The 14,468-nt window shown below is 71.7% G+C and carries 10 protein-coding genes; 5 read left to right on the top strand and 5 right to left on the bottom strand.

All coding sequences use genetic code 11. From position 1 onward, the window contains the following. Positions 1-110 precede the first annotated feature (110 nt). Together AABA78_RS12255 and AABA78_RS12260 are read right to left on the bottom strand one after the other, a co-directional pair. A complete protein-coding gene (locus AABA78_RS12255; RefSeq protein ID WP_338263146.1) occupies positions 111-626 on the bottom strand; it encodes an ester cyclase in 516 nt (171 codons plus the stop codon). Beyond that, on the bottom strand, positions 623-3,037 hold the full coding sequence (locus AABA78_RS12260; protein WP_338263147.1) for an acyl-CoA dehydrogenase family protein: 2,415 nt from the start codon (positions 3,035-3,037) through the stop codon (positions 623-625). Before AABA78_RS12260 ends, AABA78_RS12255 begins: the two co-directional genes overlap by 4 nt. Positions 3,038-3,188: 151 nt before the next feature. Between AABA78_RS12260 and AABA78_RS12265 the strand changes: the two genes are divergently transcribed. Then, positions 3,189-4,457, top strand: coding sequence for a phospholipase D-like domain-containing protein (locus tag AABA78_RS12265; RefSeq protein ID WP_338263148.1), 1,269 nt, complete (start codon positions 3,189-3,191; stop codon positions 4,455-4,457). 3 nt (positions 4,458-4,460) lie between these two features. Here AABA78_RS12265 and AABA78_RS12270 read toward each other — a convergent pair whose 3' ends face one another. Further along, the gene (locus AABA78_RS12270; protein ID WP_338263149.1) at positions 4,461-5,210 is read right to left on the bottom strand and encodes an endonuclease III domain-containing protein; all 750 of its coding nucleotides are present in this window, start codon (positions 5,208-5,210) and stop codon (positions 4,461-4,463) included. A 234-nt stretch (positions 5,211-5,444) separates the two neighbouring features. Between AABA78_RS12270 and AABA78_RS12275 the strand changes: the two genes are divergently transcribed. Then, a complete protein-coding gene (locus AABA78_RS12275; RefSeq protein WP_338263150.1) occupies positions 5,445-5,774 on the top strand; it encodes a hypothetical protein in 330 nt (109 codons plus the stop codon). A 3-nt stretch (positions 5,775-5,777) separates the two neighbouring features. On the opposite strand, the gene AABA78_RS12280 is transcribed toward AABA78_RS12275, so the two are convergent. Then, positions 5,778-6,278, bottom strand: a complete 501-nt coding sequence (locus AABA78_RS12280; RefSeq protein WP_338263152.1) for a GNAT family N-acetyltransferase — start codon at positions 6,276-6,278, stop codon at positions 5,778-5,780. Between the two features lie 907 nt (positions 6,279-7,185). On the opposite strand from AABA78_RS12280, the gene AABA78_RS12285 reads away from it, so the two are divergent. The 3 genes from AABA78_RS12285 (at position 7,186) to AABA78_RS12295 (ending at position 13,616) form a co-directional block, all read left to right on the top strand. Further along, positions 7,186-12,171, top strand: coding sequence for a hypothetical protein (locus AABA78_RS12285; protein WP_338263154.1), 4,986 nt, complete (start codon positions 7,186-7,188; stop codon positions 12,169-12,171). A gap of 33 nt (positions 12,172-12,204) precedes the next feature. Further along, positions 12,205-13,131: a CHAP domain-containing protein gene (locus AABA78_RS12290; protein ID WP_338263156.1), complete on the top strand. Its 927-nt coding sequence runs from the start codon at positions 12,205-12,207 to the stop codon at positions 13,129-13,131. 77 nt (positions 13,132-13,208) lie between these two features. Continuing rightward, positions 13,209-13,616: a hypothetical protein gene (locus tag AABA78_RS12295; RefSeq protein ID WP_338263158.1), complete on the top strand. Its 408-nt coding sequence runs from the start codon at positions 13,209-13,211 to the stop codon at positions 13,614-13,616. Positions 13,617-13,631: 15 nt separating this feature from the next. Here AABA78_RS12295 and blaCOR read toward each other — a convergent pair whose 3' ends face one another. Then, on the bottom strand, positions 13,632-14,402 hold the full coding sequence (gene blaCOR / locus AABA78_RS12300) for a COR family subclass B1 metallo-beta-lactamase (RefSeq protein WP_338263159.1): 771 nt from the start codon (positions 14,400-14,402) through the stop codon (positions 13,632-13,634). Positions 14,403-14,468: the final 66 nt, after the last annotated feature.

The raw sequence follows: 14,468 nt of genomic DNA on the forward strand, positions 1-14,468 counted from the left end.
GGTGCATGGGTGTCAATGGGGAGACGTTTCGACGGTGCCCGGTTTTTCCTGACTCCGGCGGCGTCGCCCCCGACCCGTGGCCGTTCGGCCTGTCACCGGGTCAGGGCGCCTCAGGGGTCCGGCGGGACGACCTTGAAGCCGCGCTGGAGCAGCGGGGCCAGCCGGTCCGTGAGGTCCCACGACTCCACCAGCCGGCCGTCGCGCAGCCGGTACAGCGAGTCCCCGTGGAACGTGAGTGGGCGGGACCTGCCGTCGTGGGTGGGCGGGCCCTGGGTGTCCGTGCCCGTCGCGCGCCAGCGCACCAGCACCCAGTCGTCCTCCGCCATCACGTGGAGCAGCTCGAACTTCAGGTCCGGGAAGAGGGTGAACCCTTGTTCTGCCTGGGTGCGCACCACCTCCGGGCCGCGCAGCTCCTGGGGCGCTCCTTCCGAGCGGTCCACGAAGTCGGCGGCGACGTACTCGGGGATGCGCTCCAGGCGCTTCTGGTTGTAGATCTCCTCGGTGAACAGGCGGGCGCGCTCCTTGTTGGACTCGCCCACCTGCCGGGCCCGCTCCGCCGGGGAGACCGTCGCGCAACCGGTCAGCCCCACGAGCCCCAACACCACCCACGACACACAGGTCCTCATGACGCGCGGGAATCTGCCGGGCCCGCACGGGCGCTGTCAGCCGCCGTGTCGTCGAACCGTTCACCGCCGGGCGCCAGCCGCCCCAGGCCGATGGGCGCCGCCAGCAACGTGTCCGGAATCCCGAAGGCATCCACCAGCCCCACGGCGTCCGGGCGCAGCTCCTCGCACAGCTTCACGCGCTCCTTGCGGATGGCCTGGGCCTTGGGGGCCGTGAGCCAGCCGTGCTCCAGGAACCAGCCGCTGGCGGACTCCAGGCAGGACAGGCCGAAGAGGTCCGCCATGCGTCCCAGCACCGGCTTGAGCGACTCGTCCTTCACCGCCGCCACGCCGCGCAGGAACTGCTCCAGCACGATGCGCTCCACGCTCGCGTGCGCCAGGGCCAGCAGGTGCGCCTGCACCTGGTTGAAGGCCTCGAAGGCCTCCACGCCCGCGGTGAGCCGCTTGCGGATCCGCTTGGACACCGACGCGAGCAGGGCCTCCTCGCGGAAGCGCAGGGCGCGCAGCTGGAAGTCGCTGTCGCGCAGGTGGTCCGTGTCCGTGCGCCGGCCGGCGATGGGGTTGCGGTCCGTGAAGACCGTCGCGGCCTGGTCCACGATGAGGCGCAAGACGGCGAAGACGCGGTCGTCCTCGAAGCGCTGGCGGTAGCCCGTGAGCAGGCCCTTGGCCACCAGCTGCATGAGCACGGTGTTGTCGCCCTCGAAGGTGGTGAACACGTCCGTGTCCGCCTTGAGCGCGGCGAACCGGTTCGCGGTGAGGTAGCCCTGGCCGCCGCACGCCTCGCGGCACTCTTGAATGGTGGCGGTGGCGTTCCACGACGCGTAGGCCTTCAGGCCCGCGGCCAGCGCCTCCACCTCGCGCGCGTCGTCCTCCGTGCGGTGGACGTAGCGGTCCACCAGGTACTCCAGCGCGAAGTCCACCGCGTACGTCTTGGCCACCAGCGGCAACAGCCGCAGCTGGTGCGACTGGTGGTCCAGCAGGCGCACCTCGGGCGCGCCCTGGGGGCCGAACTGGCGGCGCAGGTCGCCGTAGCGCACGGCGATGGTCAGCGCGCTCTTGGCCGCGCTCAAGGACGCGCACGCCACGCTCACGCGGCCCGCCACCAGCGCGCCCAGCATGGTGAAGAAGCGCTTGGAGTCGCCGGTGATGGAGGACGTGTACTCGCCGGCTTCCGTCACCTGGCCGTAGCGGTCGAGCAGGTTGTCGCGCGGCACGCGCACGTGGTCGAACCACAGCCGGCCGTTGTCCACGCCGTTGAGGCCCAGCTTCTCGCCGCAGTCCTCGATGCGGATGCCCGGCAGCACCTTGCCGTGCGCGTCGCGCAGCGGAACGAGCAGCGCGTGCACGCCCAGCCGTTCCCCATCCACCTCCAGCTGCGCGAACACGGTGGCGATGAGGGCGTGGCGGGCGGCGTTGCCAATCCACTCCTTGCGCGCGGTCTCCGACGGGGTGTGGAGGACGAACTCGCCCGTGGCCGCGTCGTAGCGGGCCACCGTCTCGCAGTCGCGCACGTTGGAGCCGTGGCCCAGCTCGCTCATCGCGAAGCAGCCGGGCAGTTCCAGCGAGGCGACCTTCGGCAGGTACTGCTGGTGGTGCCGCTTCGTGCCCAGGAACAGGATGCTGGAGCCGAACAGGCCGAAGTGCACGCCCGCCTTGATGACGAGGCTCAAATCGAAGAAGGCCATCGTCTCGAACGCGGCGATGAACGCGCCCAGGTCCCCGCCGCCCTCGCGCCCCTTGGGGAAGGCGAGCTGCCCCAGGCCGTCGTTGGCCAGGTGCTTGAGCCAGTCGAAGACCTGGTCGCGGTAGGCGGTGGTGGACAGCCCCTCCTTGTAGCGGAAGTCCGCGTCCTCCAACCAACCGCGCACCCGCTGGCGCACGTCCGAGTAGGTGCGCTCAAGCACGGCCGTCATCGCCGCGGGGTCGAACGAGGCCGCGTGCGAGCGGGGCTCCGCGCGCGGGACTCGCGACGCCCTGGGCACCAGGGAGCGCACCGCCTCCTTGCCGTCCACGCCGAGCGTGGCCTCGATGGAGGCCAGGGCCTTGCCCAGCTCCGCCGCGGGGATGTTGAGGGGCGCCTCACCCGCGAGCGCCTGGGCCAGCTGCACGCCCAGCTCCGCCAGGTTCTGCTGATGACTGTTGGCCAGCTTCTCCGCGGTGGCGCGGATGTGTTCGCGCACGACGGCCAGCTCGCGGGGCGGGGGCGGACGCAGCGGATCCACCCAGAGGGCCAGGACGGAGCTGGACCTGAGGTCCAGCCAGGGCTGGGACCGGGCGGCGGCGCCCAGGGCGCGGAGCTCGTCGCCCGTCAACTCGCCGTCCGTCCAGGCGACGTAGAGCATGGGGACCAGCGGCGCCAGGCTGGGCAGGGACAGCAGCTCCCGGGCGGAGGGGCGGGATGGGGCGTCGAGCATGCAGTCTCTCCAGACGAGGGAACGGAACCCGGCCAGTGTCGCCATGGCGGAAGGCTCCGGCAACGATGGAATGGGGACCTGTTCACCGGGCGGAGCGGGGACCGGGCGGTGACTCCCGGAGTCGAGCGGGCGTTCTTAGTTTGCCGGGACCATGAGCGAGCTTACGGACGAGTTGCTGCCCCAGCCGGGGGCGCATGGGTTCGACGGTGGCGACGAGACGCGCAAGCACGAGATGCAGGGGCCGTTCGAGCTGCCTCCCGGGCCCGAGGGCTTCTCGTTCGCGCTCTACCAGGCCACGGGCGTGTCACTGACCCCGGGGCACCGGATGCACCTGCTGGAGAACAGCCAGGTCTTCGACCGGATGTTGGAGGACATCCGCGCGGCGAAGCACAGCGTGCACATGCTCATCTACATCTGGCGGCCGTGCGAGCTGTCGGACCGGTTCGTGGAGGCGCTGATTGAACGCTCCCGCGCGGGCGTGCAGTGCCGCGTGGTGGTGGATCCGGTGGGCAGCGAGGAGACCACCGGGGACAAGGACTTCGACCAGCAGATTGAAAAGCGGCTGACGGACGCGGGCGTGGAGGTGCACTACTACCGGCTGCTCGCGGGCAAGGTGCTGGGGCGGCTGTTGAGCCGGTCGCACCAGAAGATCGTCGTGGTGGACGGGCGCGTCGCGTACACGGGCGGCTTTGGCATCTGGAAGGTGTGGGAGGGGGACGGGCTGAAGCCGGACAACTGGCGCGACACGCACATCCGCGTGGAGGGGCCGGAGGTGCGGCGCATCCAGGTGACGTTCGCCAAGCACTGGATCGAGTCCGGCGGAGGGTTCCTGCCGCGCGAGTGCTTCCCGGAGCTGAAGGCGGACGGAGGCGGGTGCGCGGCGTTCATCGACAGCGCCGGGCGGTTGGGCATCACCGAGGCGGAGCGGATGGTGCGCCTGGTGGTGGCGGCGGCGACGCAGCGGCTGTGGATCGCCAACGCGTACTTCACGCCGCCCAACGACATCCTGGAGCAGCTGGAGGTGAAGGTCCGGCAGGGCGTGGACGTGCGGGTGATGGGCCCGGGGCCGAACCACGACGTGCCGGTGGTGCGCGCGTCGCAGCGGTCCACGTACGAGCGGCTGCTGGCGGCGGGGGTGCGCATCTGGGAGTACCAGCCGGCGATGCTGCACTCCAAGACGATGCTGGTGGACGACTGGTTGTGCGTCGTGGGCTCCACGAACCTGGACTCGCTGTCGCTCAACAAGTTGAGCGAAGGGTCACTGGTGTTCGAGGACCGGGAGATCGCCGCGAAGCTGGAGGGGTGCTGGGAGAAGGACGTGCGGCACTCGAAGGAGATTTCGCTGGAGAACGGCGGCCGGACGAACCCGTGGCGGAGGTTCGCGCGGCGGGCCACGCAGTGGGCAGGGCACGACCGGTAGGCTTCAGCGGTGGGAGGTGACGCCCTCCTGCCGACAGTACGGGAGGACGGGGCAGGTGGAGCACTTCGGGCGGCTGCCGGTGCACACGTGCTTGCCGAAGGGGACGAGGAGCCGGTTGAGCTCCACCCAGTAGGGGCGGGGGAGCACGGCTTCGAGCGCGGCGAGCGTGCGCTCCGGAGTGGCGGCCTTCACGTAGCCCCAGCGGTTGGTGACGCGATGGACGTGGATGTCCACGCTGATGACTTCATGGCCGCAGGCGATGCCGAGCGCCAGGTGCGCGCACTTGGGGCCCACGCCCTTGAAGGACTGGAGCACGTCCGGATCCGCGGGGAGCTGGCCGTGGAACGCGTCACGCGTGCGCACGGCGATGGCGTGGACCTGATGGGCCTTGCCTTCGTGGAAGGTGACGGGGCGGATGAGGGAGTCGATCTCTTCCGGCGTGAGGCGCGCGAGGGCTTCTGGCGTGTGCGCGCGGCCCAGGAGGCGGAGCGCGGCCGGGAGGCTGACTTCATCGAGCGTGCGGATGGAGAGGATGCACGCGATGAGCTGTTCGAAGAGGGAGCCGTGGCCCTTGGCGGCGAGCTCGAACATGGCCGCGTCCGCGAAGGAGCGGACTTCGTGGCGCACGCGGCGGAGGACCTCTTCGATGTCGAAGGGGAGCCTGTCCGTGTCTGACGGCACGGCATGCGCGGTGCGGGCGCTCTGTGCGCGCGGCGCACGCCGTGGGGCTGTCGGTGGCTTCTTGAGGGCCATGCGGGCCTCCTGACCTGGGAAGTTGGGTCCGGAGGACGTGACTGGCTGGGCGCTCTTGCCGGGACGGTGGGCGGGCGGTCAGGCTGGTGGGGTGATGCGGCCACGTTCCTGTTGGCGAGGTGCTACTTGCTGAAGCCTCATCACGTCCTGCTGCTGGTATCGCTCGTGGCGGATGGCGGAAGCACACCCTCTCGACCCGATGCCGGGGCCTCTGCACGGCCGGATGGAGGCGTCGTGACCGGGGCTTCGGATGGAGGCATCCCGTGGCCCACGGACCTGCGTCCGCTCGCGACACTGGAGGGGCCTGCTGTCCTGGCCGCCAATGCCGCGCTCCAGCGCGTCCTCGCCAGCCTTTCCAAGCAGGACGCGGGAGCCTGTGAGTCCTCTGCCCGCTCGCTGGACGTCGTGGTGGGCTTGGAAAAGGGCATCTACTTTGTCCGGGTCGATCGGCGGCTCGACCGATGCGGATGGCCAGTGGGCAGCCAGTTGGAGTTCGACTGGTTCGAGCTGTACGCGGTATCACCCGAGGGAAAGGTCCTCGGGCGGCGCGCGTTCATGCCGTAGCGCTCAGGACGCTTGGGTGAGGTTCAGCGCGTACCAGCGGTCGCAGCCGAAGTGGCCGGTGCGGCCCATGGGGGCGCGGAGCGGTTCGAAGCCGACCTTGCGGTAGAGCTTCTGGGCCTGCTCCATGCCTCCCAGCGTTTCGAGGTAGCACTGCCGGAAGCCGGCGCTTCGCGCGAACTCCAGACAGTGTCTCAACAGGCGCTCGCCCATGCCGTGGCCCCGGGCCTTGGGCAGGAAGTACATCTTGCGCAGCTCGCAGACGTCCGGTGCGCCTCCGTCCAGCGGCGCGATGCCCGCGCCTCCCACCACCTGGCCCCCATGCTCCACGACGAAATACACGTGCCGGGGTCGGCTGTACGCGGCGCTCATCGCGTCCACCTCCGGGTCGTGGATCGCGAACCCCGGGCCGTCCGCTCCGAACTCAGGCATCACCGCGCGGATGACCGCGGCCATCGCCGCGTCGTCCCGGGCCTCGATGGGCCTCAATGTCAGTTCCGTGCTCATGGCCTCCACGGTCCCATGACTCACGCCTGCCGGCCAGCGGCGCCGGGTGTGCACCTGTGCAGCGCCCTGCACAACCGCCACGCCCCCGACGCACCCCGGTGGGTATCAATCCTCTGTCCTTCCAGGGCATTCTGCGTGGCACGGTCGTTGTAGAGGGGGAAGCTCCATGTACTGTCCTGCCTGCCGACAAGAACGCCTGGGAAGCGCGCGCCAGTGCGTCGTCTGTGGCAATCGTCTCGCCGCACGAGCCCGGTCCGATATCGAGGCCGAGCTCGCGCACGTCCACTTCCTCCTGGACGAGGTGCGACGCTGGGACGTCCATGACGTACCGCCCCACGTCAGCCGCCGCCTCACCGAACGCTACGAGCGGCAGGCCCGGATCCTCCTCTCCGTCCTCACGGAGACGCCCGCCGAGGCTCGCAACGAGGCCGTCGTGCCTCCGACGATGGGGGAGGGCGCGGTCGCCCTCGGTCCTGTCGCGCTTCCTGCCGTCGACGCGGTTCCCGCTGAGGCGCCTGTCGCGCAGGTGGCCGCGGACCTCGTCGCCGATGCCTCCGCTTCCGCTGCTCACGCTGCTGTCATCGATGCCTCTGGCTCGAACGAGTCCGCCGCTCACGTTGTCGCTTCTGACGCTGCTGTCGCTCCGGACGCTCACGCCGCTGTCTCCGACGCTGCTGTCGCTCCGGACGCCCACGCCGCTGTCGCCAGCGACGCTGTCTCCGCTACTTCGAACGCTTACGCCACCGACGCCTCCGCGACCCCTGGTGCTACGGGGCCTTCCGCGGTTCGCTTCACCACGCTCGATCTCGCTGCGGCCCTCGGCATCGCGCCTCCGACTCCCGGGCTCCCCCGCGTCCCTCACGCTTCGGCCGCGGCCCGTGATTCCTCTGAGTCCCGTGCGCGGGCCGTGAACGAACAGCGCGCGGCCCGTCAGCTGCCCCCGAACCCGGGCGAAGCGTTCATGGAGCCTCCCGCTCCGAAGAGCCGCACGGCCCGCCTCGTCGAGGAGACGTCGACGTGGAGCCGCGTGTGGCGGCCGTTCCTCTACGAGAGCATCGCGTGGTTCATCGGCGCGTTCCTCATCCTCTCCGGCACGCTCTACTTCGTCTTCGAGTCCTGGGCCGGGATGACGTCCGTCACCCGCTCGCTCACCGTCTTCCTCATGACCGTGGGCTACTCCGTCGGCTTCTCCGTCTGGGGCGGCGTCCTCGCCCGCCGCGAGTCCCTGCGCAGGCCCGGCCACATCCTCGGCCTCATCGGCTCCGCCGTGGCCCCGCTCGGCGGCGTCGCGCTGGGGCCCATGGGCTTCGGTGAAACCCTCCAACTCGACGGCGTGCACCCCGCGCTGCTCGTTCCGCTCCTCTTCGTCTGGGCCGGCGCCGCCGCCTGGCTCGCCCGCAAGCCCTCCGAGTCCTTCGACGCGCCCTCCCGCCCGTTCATCCAGCTGGGCCTCGTCGGCGCCACGCTCATCATGGGCCTGGCCCCCCTGGCCGCGCGAGTGGGCACCCCGGCGGTGTGGCTCAACGCCCTGCCGTGCGTCCTCTTCTTCCTGCTGTCGAGCAAGGCCACCACCACCCCGCGCAAGGGCGACGCGCTCGCGTTCGCGCTCACCGCGCCCCTGTACCTCACCGCGCTGTTCGCCATCCGGTTGCACCTGGCCCTGGCCACCGCGGGCACTCCCGTCCCTCCCGGCACCTACGCGCCCTTCGTCGCGTTCGTGCTCGCCACCTGCCTGCGCTTCCGCACGCTCGAGGAGAACCGCGCCGCGGATCCGCTCGCGGTCGGCACCGTCGCGCTCCAGGTGGCCTGCCTCGCGGGCGCCATCACCGGCACCAACCCCTCCCTCTTCCTCACCGCCGCCATCTTCACCGGCACGCTCGTGTCGCTGTCGCGTGGCCCGGTGAACCGGCTGCCGTGGCTCTACCCGGCCTATGTCGGCGCCTACTTCACCTATGCGTCCAGCGTGCAGCTGGTCCCGCACGCCATCACCGTCCTCCTCAACGCCATCAAGGCGCGCCTGGGCTACCCGCCCGCGGAGGTGCTGCCCTTCCAGTACGGCGCGCTGACGGCCATCCCGTTCGTGCTCGCGGGCCTCGTGCTCGCGTACCGCGCCCAGCAGCGCGGCGAGCGCACCGGTGACGCGCGCTCCCTGGGGCTCGCGGACGTGCTGCTGCGCGCCACCACGTGGGCCGCGCCCGTGTTCGCGATCTACGGACACCTGGGCACCGACTCGCGCCCGGCCTTCTTCGCCGCGCTCGCGCTGGCCGGGATGTCCCTGGGCGCGGGCCTGCTGTTCAAGCGCTTCCCGCTGACCGCCGTGGGCTCGGTGCTCCTCGCCGTGCTGCCCTTCGACGCCATCCGCATCTTCGGCGCGGGCCCCGCGACCGTCGTGGCCGGCGTGCTGGCCCTGGGCCTCGCGGGCCTCGCCTGGCGCCTCGATGACGAGCGCACGCGGCGCTTCGTCTCCGCCGTGGTCGGCGTCATCGCGACGTGCGGGTTCGCCATCGCGCTCGTCACCCAGCCCATCACCGCGCCCGTCGTGGGCATGACGCTGGGCTGCGCGGGCGTGCTGGTGGCCGCGTACCGGCTGCGCGACGAGCGCTACCTCGCCTACGGCGCGTTCCTCGCGGGCGCCATCCTGCCGAAGCTCGCCTCGGTCCACTCCACGCAGGCGCTGCTCGCGACAATGGTGGGCGGCGCGCTGGTGCTCGCGCTCCTGGGCGAGCGCGGCGGCCTGCTCAAGCGGCTGGGCGTGCCGGCCCTCCTGTACGCGGGGCTCGCCGTGATGTGGGGCCTGGTCGACCAGGCCTTCATGGGCCCCGTGCTCCTCACCGCCGCCGCGACCGTGGCGGTGACCTCCCGCAGCTTTCCGGGCGTGCGGCCGTTCGCGGTCGTGCTCGTGGGCTTCGCGCTCCTGCCGGACGTGCCCCAGGTCTACACCGCGTGGGGCCTGTCGCCGGGGCTGTCGCTGGGGCTGCTCGTCGTCGGGTCGCTCGTGGCCTCCCTCGTCGCCGCGCGCAAGGGCAAGAGCGCGAGCACCACCACCGCGGGCATCCTCGCGCTCATCCTGCCGCTGGTGCCGGTGGCGCTGGCCCCCTACAGCCAGCAGCCCCTGTTCCTGCTGGGCGCGGCGCTGGCAGCGCTCTTCACCGCCCGCACGCTGCCCGTGACGGTGGGCCTGCTGCTGGCCACCATCGAGGCCACCGTCGCGTTGCACACGGCCGGCCCGCTGGCCCTGGTGGGGCTCGCCGCGCTCCTCAGCGTCCTGGCCCTCCTGGACGAAGTGCCCGCCGTGCGCCGCATCGCCACGGGCGGCGAGTCGTTCCGCATCGTCGCCACGCTGGGCGCGATGGCGGTGATGGCGGACGCGTCGATGTCCTGGCACGGGCACGCGCTGTCCCTGTCTCGCGGCGCCATGCCGCTCGCGCTCGTCGGACCGGCGCTGCTGCCGCTGTTGTGGACGCGCTCGCTGCGCCAGCCCTTCGTCGCGGCGCTGATGGTGCCCTATGGTGTGCTGACCCTGACGGCCTGGCACCCGCCGTTCATGTGGACCGCGCTGCTGCCGCTCTTCCCGCTGTTCGTGGTGCGCGTCGTGGAGCACGTGCCCGCCGTGGCCTCGCTGCTCCTGCACTCGCGGGAGGAGGGCCCGCGCCACGAGCTGTCGAAGTGGATGCAGGTGGCGCTCGCGTGCCTGGGCGCGGGGATGCTGCTGAACCCGGAGGCGGAGTTGGGGCAGCGCACGGCCCTCTTCTGCGCCATCGCGCTGGTGCCCATGACGGGGCCGCTGCCGTCCGTCCGTGTCATCGCCGCGTCCCTGATCCTGGTGTTCATCCCGGACGCGCGGCCCTGGGCCACCGGCCTGCTGCTGGCCCTGGCGCTGGCGGAGCACCACGCTCCCCAGGCCCTGGCCGCCTTCTTCCGCGGCCCGCGCGACACGGCGCTGCGCGCCTCCGCCACTGGTTCTGCTCTGGCGATCGCGGCCATCTCCACGCTGGTGCTGCCGTCTCCTGGCGCGCTCGCGGTGCTGGGCGCGGTGGTGCTCCTGTCCGCGTTCCTGCTATCGCAGCGCTGGCTGCTCACGGCGGCGGTGGCGGTGTTCGCGCTCGCGCCGCTGGGGCAGACAGGGACGCTCTCGGTGGGCGAGTGGCGTTCAGATGGCGCCGTGCTCGTCGCGCTCGTGGCCCTTGCCTCCGCGCTGCTGTCCGCGCTGTGCCAGTCCGGCGCCGTGCAGCGCGCGCTGACGAACGTCACCGCGCGCCTGACGCCCGGCATCGAGGGCACCTGGAGCGAGCCGCTGTGGGCCGGGGGCGCCGGCACCGTGGCGCTGCTCGTGGGCCTGCGGCTGATGGATGCGGGCCCGGGCGAGCTGCCCCTGTCCGTGGCGCTGGTCGCGGGCGCCGCGTCGCTGACGCTGATGGTGACGCGCGAGCGCCTGATGATGAACGCCGCCACGGCGCTGCTGGGCCTGGTGCTGGTCGCCGCCGTGCCGCCCCTGTGGGCGCCCGCGGTGGTGGCGGGCACGGGCCTGGTGCTCGCGGGCGTGGGCTTCGCGCTGGACCGGCGCGGCGTGGCGGTGGGCGCGGCCCTGCACCACGGCGGCGCGGTGCTGGCGCTGGTGTCGCTGGCGGGCCTGCGCTCGCTCACGCACCCGGGCATGCCGCTGTGCGTGCTCTTCGCGTGGGCCACGGCGTGGGTGGTGGTGCTGCGCCGCCGGGACCGCGAGTGGGTGGGCTGGCTGGCGTCCCTCTTCGCCGTGCACGCCTTCATCCTGAACTATGGGGCAACGCACTCCACCGGCCGGGGCGCGGAGTTCATCCTCCCGTACTTCGGCGCGGCGACGGCGCTCTTGGCCACGCTGGTGCTGTCCGTGGCGGGCAAGGCGGTGCGCGGGCGCATGGGGCGGGCGTTCTCCGTCATCGCGCTCATCGAGGTGCTGTTCGCGGTGCTGGCGGTGCGCCTGCCGGGCGGCGCGGCGCGCGAGGCGTGGGTGGCGTGCGGCGGGCTCGGGGTCCTGCTGTTCGCCCTGGTGCGCCACGCGGCGCGCGAGGAGGACGAGTCCGCCGCGTGGCTCGCGCAGGCGGTGGTGGCGACGGGCTACTTCTGCGTGCGCTTCATCGGCCTGGACGCGCGGCCCGACGCCGCGGACAGCCTGGTGTCCATCATGGGCGGCGCGGCCTTCACCGGCCTGTACCTCTTCGTGCGGCGCGAGGGCCTGGGCCGCAAGGCCTTCCGCCGTCCCGCCGTGGCGGGCGCGTGGCTCTTCCCGCTGGCGGGCCTGCTGACGGTGCCGTGGAGCCAGCCGTTCGTGGCCATGGCGCTGCTCGTGGGCTACGCGGCGCACTTCGCGGCGCTCGCGGCGTTCACGAAGCAGAAGGGCCCCGCGTCGCTGATGTCCGTCGCGGCCTTCAACACGGCGCTGTACCTCGTGTGGCTGGGCACCGGCTCCGGCGAGCCGCAGTACTACGCCATCCCCGCGGGCCTCTCCCTGCTCCTGCTCCTGCGCGTCTTCCGCAAGGGGCTGTCGCAGGACGCCTACGCGCAGCTGCGCGCCCTGGCGGTGACGGGCATCTACGTGGCGGGCGCGTGGAAGCCGCTGCTCTTCAACGACGGCGAGGCGATGCTCCTGTGCGTCTTCCTCTGCCTCGTGGGCGTGGGCGCGGGCATCGCGCTGCGGATCCGCTCCTACGTGTACCTGGGCTCGGCGTTCCTGGTGACGGCGGTGGCCGCCAACCTGGTGCGCTTCGGCATGCGCGACCACCGCGTGGGCGCCGCGTTCCTGTCGCTCCTGGGCCTCATGGTGGTGGGATTCATGGTGGTGCTCAGCGCCCACCGCGCAGCCCTGCTCCAGAAGTACGCGCGGGTGCGAGACCTGCTCGCGACCTGGGAGGGATGATCGCTGTTTGACGTAAAACGATTCCGGGGTTGAATGCGCCCGCGTTCACCCCCGGAGGACTTGTTGCTGCTGCGCCGTTCGTCGCTCGTCACCCTGATGTCGCTGGGCTGCCTGGTGGGTTGTGCGCACGTCCCGGACGCCGCGCCTCGCATGGCGGTGGAACTGCCGCTTTCAGCCGCCTCGCCGCCCTCCACCGTTGAAGCGCCAAGGGTCGCGGCGGTGGGCGCGGAGGGCGCACTCGGCGCGAAGGCCGAAGCCCCTCCGCCGCTGGCCTTCGTGACGCCCGAGGGCAGCGAGGGACTGGCGGCGCTGCTGGAGGCGGACGCGCACCCGATGCCGGAGGAGGCGGGCGTCATCGCGGCGGCGCTGGAGGCCGCGGCGCTCTTCACCGGACCCACGCAGGGGCCGGGTGGCTTCTGGGACGAATTGCTGCCGCCGCCGTCGAAGCAGGCGCGCGGCATCGTGGCGCGCGCGGCGCAGCTGGTGGGCGCGCGGCGTTTGGACCGCTCGGTGCCCAATGACTGTTCGGGGCTGGTGCGGCTGGCCTATCTCCAGGCCGGCATCGACCTGGTGGCGCACGGCTTCCTCGCGGGCGAGAACGCGGTGACGGGCATCTTCCGTCGCGCGCAGGCGGCGGGCGCGGTGCACCGGCTGAACCCGCGTCCGGGCGACCTGGCGTTCTTCAAGGAGACGTACGACCGCAACCGCGACGGCAAGCGCAACGACGGCATGACGCACATCGCGGTCGTGGAGGCCGTGGCGCCGGACGGCACCGTGACGTTCATCCACCGGGGCGGCAAGGGCGTGGCGCGCAGCCGCATGAACCTGGCCTTCCCCACGGTGCACAAGCTGAACTCCGGTGCGCTGCTCAACGACTTCATCCGACCGGCGAGCAAGGGGATGCGCGCGTACCTCGCGGGCGAGCTGTTCGTCGCGTTCGCTTCACCTGGAGGTTTGTAGTCTCACGGCAGTCCATCTCCAGGGCTCGCACCGCGAGCGCGTTTGAATCCAGACGCGGGTGTGGCGTCATCCCGCGCATGAGATTGTCCCTGCTCCTGGGAAGCCTGTTGCTGTCGTCCGGCTGCATCGTGGCGGAGACGCGCCCCTCGCATCCGCACCGACCGCCTCCGCGTCCGCCCCCGTCACGCCCGGTGGCGATGGGCTACGACGAGGCCGTGCGGCGCGGGTTCGACCAGTGCCGCGCTCGCGGCTACCGCTGCGAGTTGCAGGAGGCGCACCTCACCGGCAACGACGTGTGGAAGGTGAAGTTCCGCGTGGATGGCCGGGGCGAGAAGGGGCACCTGCACCTGGACTACGACGCGTACTCGCGCAACCTCATCAAGGTGAACGACAAGGTGAAGGACAAGGGCGGCCACTGGGACGACGACGACTGGGACGGCCCGGGGCGTGGCAAGAAGAAGGGCCACGCGCGCCGGGACGACTGAGCCGCCGCGTCGCTCTCAGTTCGAGGCCTTCTTCAGCAGGGCCTCGGTGTGGTCCAGCAGCTGCGTCCCGCCGGGCTGCTCGTGGCCGGGCACGATGATGCGGGCGTCGGGGAAGTGCTCGCGCTCGCGCTTCAGGCTGGCGGGCCAGGCGGCGACGTCCGCGTCCTCCAGGTTGCCCAGGGTCTTCGCGCTGGCGTCCTTGATGAAGCAGCCGCCGTAGAGGATGCCGGACGCCGGGTGCATCACGACGAGGTTGTCGGGCGTGTGGCCGGCGCCGGGGAAGAACACGGACAGCGGGCCGAAGTCCTGCGCGTCGCTCAGCCGCTGCTGGGGCACGGGGTTGCCCTCCGCCTTGGCGCGGCGGGCAGTGTCCTCGCGCGCGTGGACGGGGATGCCCTGGGCGTCGAGCGTGGGGATGCCGCCGGTCCGGTCGATGTGGAAGTGCGTCACCAGCGCCGCGCGCACCGGGTGGTGGAGCGTGTCCTTCGCCCAGGCGAGCAGTACCTTGGAGTGCTCCGGCGTCCACCCTGTGTCGACGAGGATGGACGCGTCACCGTCCTCCACCAGGAGCCCGTTCGCGGGCGTGCCGCCCCAGTCCTTGCCCGCCTTCGTGACGTGGATCCACACGCCCGGGGCGATGCGGCGCACGCTCACGTCCTTCGCGAGCACGACCTCCTCCTGCTTCGCGGAGGCAGCCTTGGTGGACGTCTTGAGAGGCGGCGCCGCGGAGGCGGTGGCGGCACAGGCGAGGAAGGCGAGCAGGGTGACGCGGTGCAGTGGCTTCATGGGGCTCCAGGAAGGGGAACGCATTGAGAGGCCCGCCGCGACTGCAAGATGGATGCACAGCGGATC

The sequence above is a fragment of the Corallococcus caeni genome, from assembly GCF_036245865.1.
Taxonomy (GTDB): Bacteria; Myxococcota; Myxococcia; order Myxococcales; family Myxococcaceae; genus Corallococcus; species Corallococcus caeni.

Bases quoted from the DNA above. Each gene is read 5' to 3' on its own strand.
- AABA78_RS12270 (WP_338263149.1), bottom strand. From the start codon at position 5,210: ATGGCCCTCAAGAAGCCACCGACAGCCCCACGGCGTGCGCCGCGCGCA.
- AABA78_RS12260 (WP_338263147.1), bottom strand. From the start codon at position 3,037: ATGCTCGACGCCCCATCCCGCCCCTCCGCCCGGGAGCTGCTGTCCCTG.
- AABA78_RS12290 (WP_338263156.1), top strand. From the start codon at position 12,205: ATGCGCCCGCGTTCACCCCCGGAGGACTTGTTGCTGCTGCGCCGTTCG.
- blaCOR (WP_338263159.1), bottom strand. From the start codon at position 14,402: ATGAAGCCACTGCACCGCGTCACCCTGCTCGCCTTCCTCGCCTGTGCC.
- AABA78_RS12280 (WP_338263152.1), bottom strand. From the start codon at position 6,278: ATGAGCACGGAACTGACATTGAGGCCCATCGAGGCCCGGGACGACGCG.
- AABA78_RS12255 (WP_338263146.1), bottom strand. From the start codon at position 626: ATGAGGACCTGTGTGTCGTGGGTGGTGTTGGGGCTCGTGGGGCTGACC.
- AABA78_RS12295 (WP_338263158.1), top strand. From the start codon at position 13,209: ATGAGATTGTCCCTGCTCCTGGGAAGCCTGTTGCTGTCGTCCGGCTGC.
- AABA78_RS12265 (WP_338263148.1), top strand. From the start codon at position 3,189: ATGAGCGAGCTTACGGACGAGTTGCTGCCCCAGCCGGGGGCGCATGGG.